Raw genomic sequence first — 6962 nt, forward strand, 5'->3', positions numbered from 1 at the left:
TTTCGGCCCGCCACCTAACTGTCTACGCTTAAAGACTAAAGTTACCTTTAGCCCTCCAAGACTCGCTACGAGCGAATGGCTAGTTCTTACTCGACGGGAATCCCACCCGTTATATGATACGACCTAGGCTCGGCCGCACACCTGCCCCGATAGTTTAACAAGAAAAAGACCGCTGCAGCGATCTTCATCTTTAACTATTGCACCTGTTAGTTGAAGAAGTTGTTTTTTATTTTATCGGTTCAAAATTATTTACGGTACTCATTTTATGAGCTAATAAGTAAATAACAAAGTAAATAGGAAAGGAATAATAAATATGCCAATCATTCATAACATAAAAACCTAACCAAAGAAATAAAGGTTCACCGACAAAGGCACTAAAACTTGCGAAGAACAAGCCCTTAATGATAGGTGATATTGATGGTTTAAACTGAATTAAGGTCATAATAAAAATAGGGAAAATAGTGAAATCCCAAGGGAAATATGAAGGGATAGTTGGTAATACTTTTCCGGTGTAATACCACTTTCCAAATTGAACTCCTATAAAATCAAAGTATGAAGTAATAATTAATACAAAAAATCCAACAAATAAGAGCCTATTCGAACTTTCTTTTTTTCTAAATTTAATCCAAAAAATGACCGGAGCTATTATGAATATTAAGTCTACCCAAAAGTCCCAATGGAACAATGTGTGCTCCTTCCAAAACTCTATATAGTCTTGATTCGCTTTGGTATTCATTTCGTAAAAACTGGCTACTTTTTCTAACTTTTTAGGGTCCTGTAATGACTTCATACTAATATTCTCCTTAATGAGGTATTGTTCTCACCTTCATAATTGTCATTACAAAATATTATTCCAAATTTTTTCATTTTAAATTCTTTACTCCTTCTTCTTAAACTAACCTGCCCCGTTATTAAAACAAGAAAAATAGCTGCCGCAGCACCCCTTTTGTTAAACAAAAGCATCTATTAGTTTAAGTACAATATTTCACATTGTTGCTTTTGGAATAATAAAAAGGGGTAGCCTTCTCTTTAATTTAACAAAGAAATTTAAAAAACTTCTAGAATTACCCTATAATAAAGCAAATGTTGTTCGAAATCTTTTTTATAAGGTTAGGATGGAAAATTTATGTAATAAAATTGGATTGAATAACAAGGGGATAGCAATGCGATTTAAAACATTGTCTAATGAAGAGTTAATTGATATTTATTTAAGAGCTTATGAACAAAAATTAAATGCTTCTTTTTTAAAAATGTTGTTAGATGAAATTGTGGAAAGAGACATATATGACTTATTACTTGAGACTAGTTTACAATCCTAGTCTTATTTTTTTAGCTTTTTGAGTCGATTACGATATAATGGTGTAATTTCTCACCTTCCATTAACCTTCCCCGTTAGTATAGTAACTAAAATGTAAACAGATTGTTACGCCGATAGCATTGATGTGGCAGACCTCAATGTATACAATAGATACTCGTTAAGGGGTGATTAACGATGAAAACCGTAACAGTTGATCAATTACGATTCAAGAAACATTTATCGGTGATTGAACAAATCACACTGAAAGATTTTCTGCATACATGGGTAGGTAGTTCAACCAAAGGATTGGATGATTTTTTTCAACTTAAGTACACAGAAGATGTCTTTGCCAAAATGGAAATAACGTCGAATGACACTGATTTGTTGATTTCTGATGATTATTATTTCAGATACATAACAGTGACGAAAGATAATCAAATTGTGATAGGTGTTTTAGATATGAATTCAGAATTAAAACATAAAATCATTTCAACAGATGAGATTAGATTTCTTCCTTTTCTTTAGTACCATATAAAAAGAGGCAGTGTGGAACACTGTCTCTTTTTTGTATACTACATGTCTTATGCGACGTTATTGAACTAACCTGCCACGTTACTTAAATAAGGAGTCTAATAAAAGTTAGCCTTATTTTTGTGTATTATTTTTTTCTTCCCAAACTTTCATTAAATTTTTGTGATATTCTTTTGCCTTTTCGATTAATATCCAATCAATTAAATGTGCAGGTGTTGGAAGCGATTTCCCTTGGCGAATTCTAATTTTTTCGTGATTTGTATAGTGAGGATAAATCACTGTTGATTTCATACCTCTTACATTTGAATACTTAATATCTTCTATTTCTTCCCAATAAACCCTATTGCCTTTTAAGTCGATTACAATTCCTTTATCATCCCAATAAAATCCCTTACCCTCGTTTCTTTTCCTCGAAAGGTAAATAGCATATCCAATAAAAGTAAATGGGAAAATTAATGTAATAAATAAAGTTAAGGAACCCCCTTGTATTAAAGCCAAAACAAGTAATATACACCATAGCAATCCAACGGTCACTAAAACTCCGATAAACAGTATAGAAACTCTATAAATTCTAATTTGCTCCAAATATAGCAGCACCTTTTTATCATAATGTATTGTTATTTTATAATTTTATCAGTTGTTCTTGTTTATCTAAACTGCCTCGTTAGCCATCCATGCAGCGCAAAATCAGCGCTGCACCACAGAGAATGAAAATGGCTAAGACCGCCTATACTGTTTTAATGCTAGCGAAGAAGGTCTTTGAACTATGGTGCCTTTGAGCCCATCCGTTAGTCTGACTCCAACGACCACGGTGTACCACCGACTGTCGCACCCTTTAGGGGTAGCACTCATGGGAGATTAATCCTTTTTCTGGTTGTTGCGCCAGCTTTAACTGATTTCAGTTTAAGTAGAAAGGTTGCACAAGTCGATCTACCAGCCAATCTAATATACGATCCTTCAAGAGGCTCAGCCTTTTTTTAAAAACTGGTTTTTCTGGGTCTATTTTTTCATGCCCTTTTTCAGTTTTTATTTTCATGGGAGTTTAACAAGAAAAAATGACCGCTGTAGCGATCATCACCCTCAACAAAAGCACCCGTTTGTTTAAGTACAAAATTTAACAAACATTGTTATTTTAGAGTTTGCCTAACTATTCCAAAATGTTTGTCCGTCTGCAAAAAGTGATTTCTAAAGTGAGATGGTCCCTTCACTTATATTTGGGATTAATGGAAATCAATGTATATTTTTTCTATTAATAAAACAATATAAATTGAACTCGCCATTAGTTCTTCATCAACTCATAGGAGGAAATTGCTTGGATCATTTAATTATTGCACGGTCTTTATTTGGTACCACTATGGCATTTCATATCATTTTCGCCACAATTGGTGTCGGTTTGCCAATGATGATCTTGACCGCCGAATTGCTTTATCAAAGAACGAACAATAAGGATTATTCCATTATGGCCAAAAGATGGACAAAGGCATTTGCGATTATATTAGGGGTTAGTATTCCCACCGGAACCATTGCCGGGGTGCAGCTCTCCTTATTGTGGCCTGGTTTTATGAAAGTGATTGGTACCGTTATGGCATTGCCTTTCCAAATTGAAATTTATGCCTTTTTTTTAGAGGCTTTGTTTATGTCTATATATGTTTATGCAGCAGACAGAATTGCACCATGGATGAGAAATGTAAGTCTTTTTTTCGTAGCATTGGGCGGTTTGGCATCGGCTGTATTGATCACAAATGTACATGCCTTCGAGGGAACCCCGGCCGGATTTGACATTCGAAATGGCAAAATTGTGAACGTTGATCCGTGGGCAGCATTTTTTAATCCCAGCTTTGCCATTAACGCATTACATGTTGCTGTTTCTGCTTATATTGTTGGAGGATTTATTGTCGCGATGGTAGCAGCCTTTAAGATGCTGAAAAGCGAATACGGAACGAGAGTATACCGGTTCCACCAAAAGGCGCTTATGGTTGGCCTTATTGTAGGCGGGCTATTCTCCCTATTCACCGCTTTAAGCGGACATGAAGCCGCACAATCCCTCTATAAGTATCAGCCGGAAAAATTAGCCGGAGCGGAAGGGTTGTTTAAGACACAATCATATGCACCTCTAACAATTGGCGGCTATACGGATGCTAAAACGGAATCGGTAAAATGGGGAATTGAAGTGCCATGGGGGCTTAGCTTTCTGGCTGGAAATCGATTTGATACGGTTGTGAAAGGCCTGAATGATTTTCCGCAAAAATACTGGCCGCCCTTATTCATCCATACCCTCTTTAATGCCATGGTGGGTATTGGTATGTTACTGCTTTTAATGGGTGTGATCGGATTTATTTGGAACAAAGTATTAAAAAAGGAACGCTTTCCAAATTGGCTGTTGTGGGTCTATGTTGCCTGTGGTCCACTTTCCATTTTGGGCATTGAGTTTGGCTGGATTTTTGCTTGTACCGGAAGACAGCCCTGGACGATTTATCATAAACTTTCTACAGCTGACTCCGTAACAACGGCCGGAAATCTAGGTATTCTATTTATTTTGTTTGTTGTTATCTATATGGTGTTAGCCATCTCTGCTGTCTTAGTTCTTTTATATTATTTTAAAAAGAATACGGGCCTTGAAGATATCAATCGTACAGAGCAAAAAAATGTTTCACTTTCAGGTTCCAATTCTTTAGGAGGAAAATAGATGGATGTTTACCTCGCGATATCGATATTATGGGGTTTTGTCTTTATTTATTCCATTATGGCTACCATGGACTTTGGTGCCGGATTTTGGTCGATGATCTACATTAATAAAACAAAAACAAGAGCGACGAATATAGCAAATCGCTATCTTTCCCCTACATGGGAAGTCACCAATACCTTTATCGTTGCCTTAGTGGTCGCTATTTACAGCCTATTTCCTAAAGCCGCCTATTCACTTGGCACCATTTTGTTGATTCCCGGAAGCATCATTCTACTTCTATTGACAGTCAGAAGTGCTTTCTTGGTTTTTTCCCATATTGCGGAAGAATATAAAAAGCCGCTCACTTATATTTCCGGATTATGTGGAATTTTCATTCCGGGCTTGCTTATTAGTGTGCTTCCCATCACCCATGGGAATTTTGTAGATTTTTCAAATGGCGGCCAACAGCTAAATCTGGTCAGACTATTTTCAAGCATGAATGCATATGCCTTTATGGCATTTGCGATTTCCAGTACGCTCTTTCTCTCATCGCTGCTATTGGCGGATTACTCCAAGGCTTCGAATGAAAAAGAAGCCTATGACACCTATCGCCGGGATGCTCTAATTATGGGACCTGTGTCTCTAATAACAGCCTTTTTAATTATGCTTACATTAAAAAATGAAAGCGGTTGGATTTATGATAAAATGATGCAAAATTTGCCCGTTTTGCTTTTATCCTTATTCCTTTTCCTTGTTGGAGGTCTTGGTTTAATCCTACCTTCCCTTAAACCTGGATATAGAGGGATGCCGCGTCTCTCTGTTATTGCCGTTACACTTCAATATATGACAGCAAGCTATGTTTACGGTCGTGCCCATTTGCCCTACATAGTCTATCCAGACATAACCATTCATTCAGCTTTTACAGACCCGAATTCTTTTCGGGCAGTTTTCATAACCTACATTGTCGGATTCGCCATTTTGTTTCCAGGCTTTGTTTACTTTTGGAGCTTGTTTATGAATGATAAAAGGTATCAAAGGATTAAAAGACCCAAAGCAGATATAAAATAAAGGAATTGAAAATCAATCCTTGGCAATAAGAAAGCGGAAAAAAGGAAACATTGGAGTTATGATACAAGAATTTATTGAATGTTTCATTAATGGAATTAACTTAAATAAATAGCTTCATTAAAAAGCCCGAAAGGATTTAATTCCATTCGGGCTGGCCCTTAAAATGTATCCTTGTTGAACTAAACTGCCCCTATAGTGCAATAAGAAAAGCTGCCACAATGACAGCTTGATCTACAACTATTGCACCCGTTACTTTAAGTACATTTCTTCACAATCTTACTTGTTAAAAATTTTTACTCCCATTTTCTTTCTTTTCGATAAAGCTTCCTTTCGGATAACGATAAAACCTTAGCAGTCGAAGGCCGTTTAATAGTTGGTAACAGAATTTGGTCAAAATAATCCTCTTCAGCAAATACGTTCCAAGGTGTAACTCCGTAAAAGGCGTTTGCTAAATCTTCAAGGATACCACTTGAAAAACTAATGGCACCAATACAATCGGTACCGTTGAATTTTCTAGGGACGTCCTCCTTTTGAATGCTTACATTCATATTACCAATCACCTTCCAACGGTGACTATCTAATGAATTTGGTGTTAATGATAGTATCGAAATAAAGGGATTACTCATAATTTCTTCTAAAGTAGGGATTTCGGTTTTATTAATATCAAATAAGCCACAAACAGGGTGTGTATAGCTTTTCCAAACTATCTGTCCAAAGGCATATGTACCATTCTTAAGAGGGATTTGGCATATATCTCCCACTTTCCATTTTTGCTTCTTGGGTCTTTTATGTGAGAGTATTTGATTTTTGGCAATGCCTATTTCTTGTTCGGCTAAGCTCACCTTAGCAATTTCATTTATAACCAAGGCTATCTCTAGAATCAATTCAGCATTGGTCGTTCGAATAATAACCGCACTTGATTCGTAATCAAAACCAATACGCTTGTATATATTTGGTTCAACCTTTTCTCTAATGGTTTTGCGTAGAAGTTTTAATGCTTCATTATTCGTTTCCAAATTAAACAGTTCTGCTAAATCATCATCAATAAAGAAATACGAAGTTGAGGCATCGGGTAGTAGGATTTCTATTTTTCCTAATTTGCAAGTCAATTCCATAATGTATCCTTTAACTCCTTTAAAGGTCTTTTAATTATTGAGTTATTCTCCATTCCTTATTGTAAATCCTTCTTCAGCTAACCTGCCCCGTTAGCACAAAAAGAAAAGCTGCCACAATTGACAGCCCAGATCTTTCGCTAGTCGAGTAGAAGGGAGCCTTTCTACCTTGCGGTAGATTGTACTCCTCCCCCCTCACAGAACCGTGCTTGCGCTATTAACGCACACGGCTCCTCCTAGTCATCATTTACAAAATATAGCTAATTTCTTTTCTTAAGTCGTATATATT

At 36.4% G+C, this 6962-nt stretch carries 7 protein-coding genes; 4 read left to right on the forward strand and 3 right to left on the reverse strand.

The window, feature by feature from the left end:
* Window positions 1–226 precede the first annotated feature (226 nt).
* Window positions 227–790, reverse strand: coding sequence for a CBO0543 family protein (locus tag E2K98_RS29580; RefSeq protein ID WP_133340493.1), 564 nt, complete (start codon window positions 788–790; stop codon window positions 227–229).
* 373 nt (window positions 791–1163) lie between these two features.
* Between E2K98_RS29580 and sda the strand changes: the two genes are divergently transcribed.
* Window positions 1164–1319, forward strand: a complete 156-nt coding sequence (gene sda, locus E2K98_RS29585; protein ID WP_133340495.1) for a sporulation histidine kinase inhibitor Sda — start codon at window positions 1164–1166, stop codon at window positions 1317–1319.
* Window positions 1320–1492: 173 nt separating this feature from the next.
* Window positions 1493–1822, forward strand: a complete 330-nt coding sequence (locus E2K98_RS29590) for a hypothetical protein (protein WP_133340499.1) — start codon at window positions 1493–1495, stop codon at window positions 1820–1822.
* 120 nt (window positions 1823–1942) lie between these two features.
* On the opposite strand, the gene E2K98_RS29595 is transcribed toward E2K98_RS29590, so the two are convergent.
* A complete protein-coding gene (locus E2K98_RS29595) occupies window positions 1943–2413 on the reverse strand; it encodes a hypothetical protein (protein WP_133340501.1) in 471 nt (156 codons plus the stop codon).
* Window positions 2414–3140: 727 nt separating this feature from the next.
* Here E2K98_RS29595 and E2K98_RS29600 point away from each other — a divergent pair.
* Both E2K98_RS29600 and E2K98_RS29605 read left to right on the forward strand, forming a co-directional pair.
* A complete protein-coding gene (locus E2K98_RS29600; protein WP_133340503.1) occupies window positions 3141–4514 on the forward strand; it encodes a cytochrome ubiquinol oxidase subunit I in 1374 nt (457 codons plus the stop codon).
* Window positions 4515–5561, forward strand: a complete 1047-nt coding sequence (locus E2K98_RS29605; protein ID WP_133340505.1) for a cytochrome d ubiquinol oxidase subunit II — start codon at window positions 4515–4517, stop codon at window positions 5559–5561.
* Window positions 5562–5854: 293 nt separating this feature from the next.
* Here E2K98_RS29605 and E2K98_RS29610 read toward each other — a convergent pair whose 3' ends face one another.
* Window positions 5855–6676 carry an Imm26 family immunity protein gene (locus E2K98_RS29610; protein WP_133340507.1) on the reverse strand — a complete coding sequence of 274 codons (822 nt, stop codon included), beginning with the start codon at window positions 6674–6676 and terminating at the stop codon, window positions 5855–5857.
* Between the last annotated feature and the right edge of the window lie 286 nt (window positions 6677–6962).

The organism is Bacillus salipaludis (genome assembly GCF_004358205.1).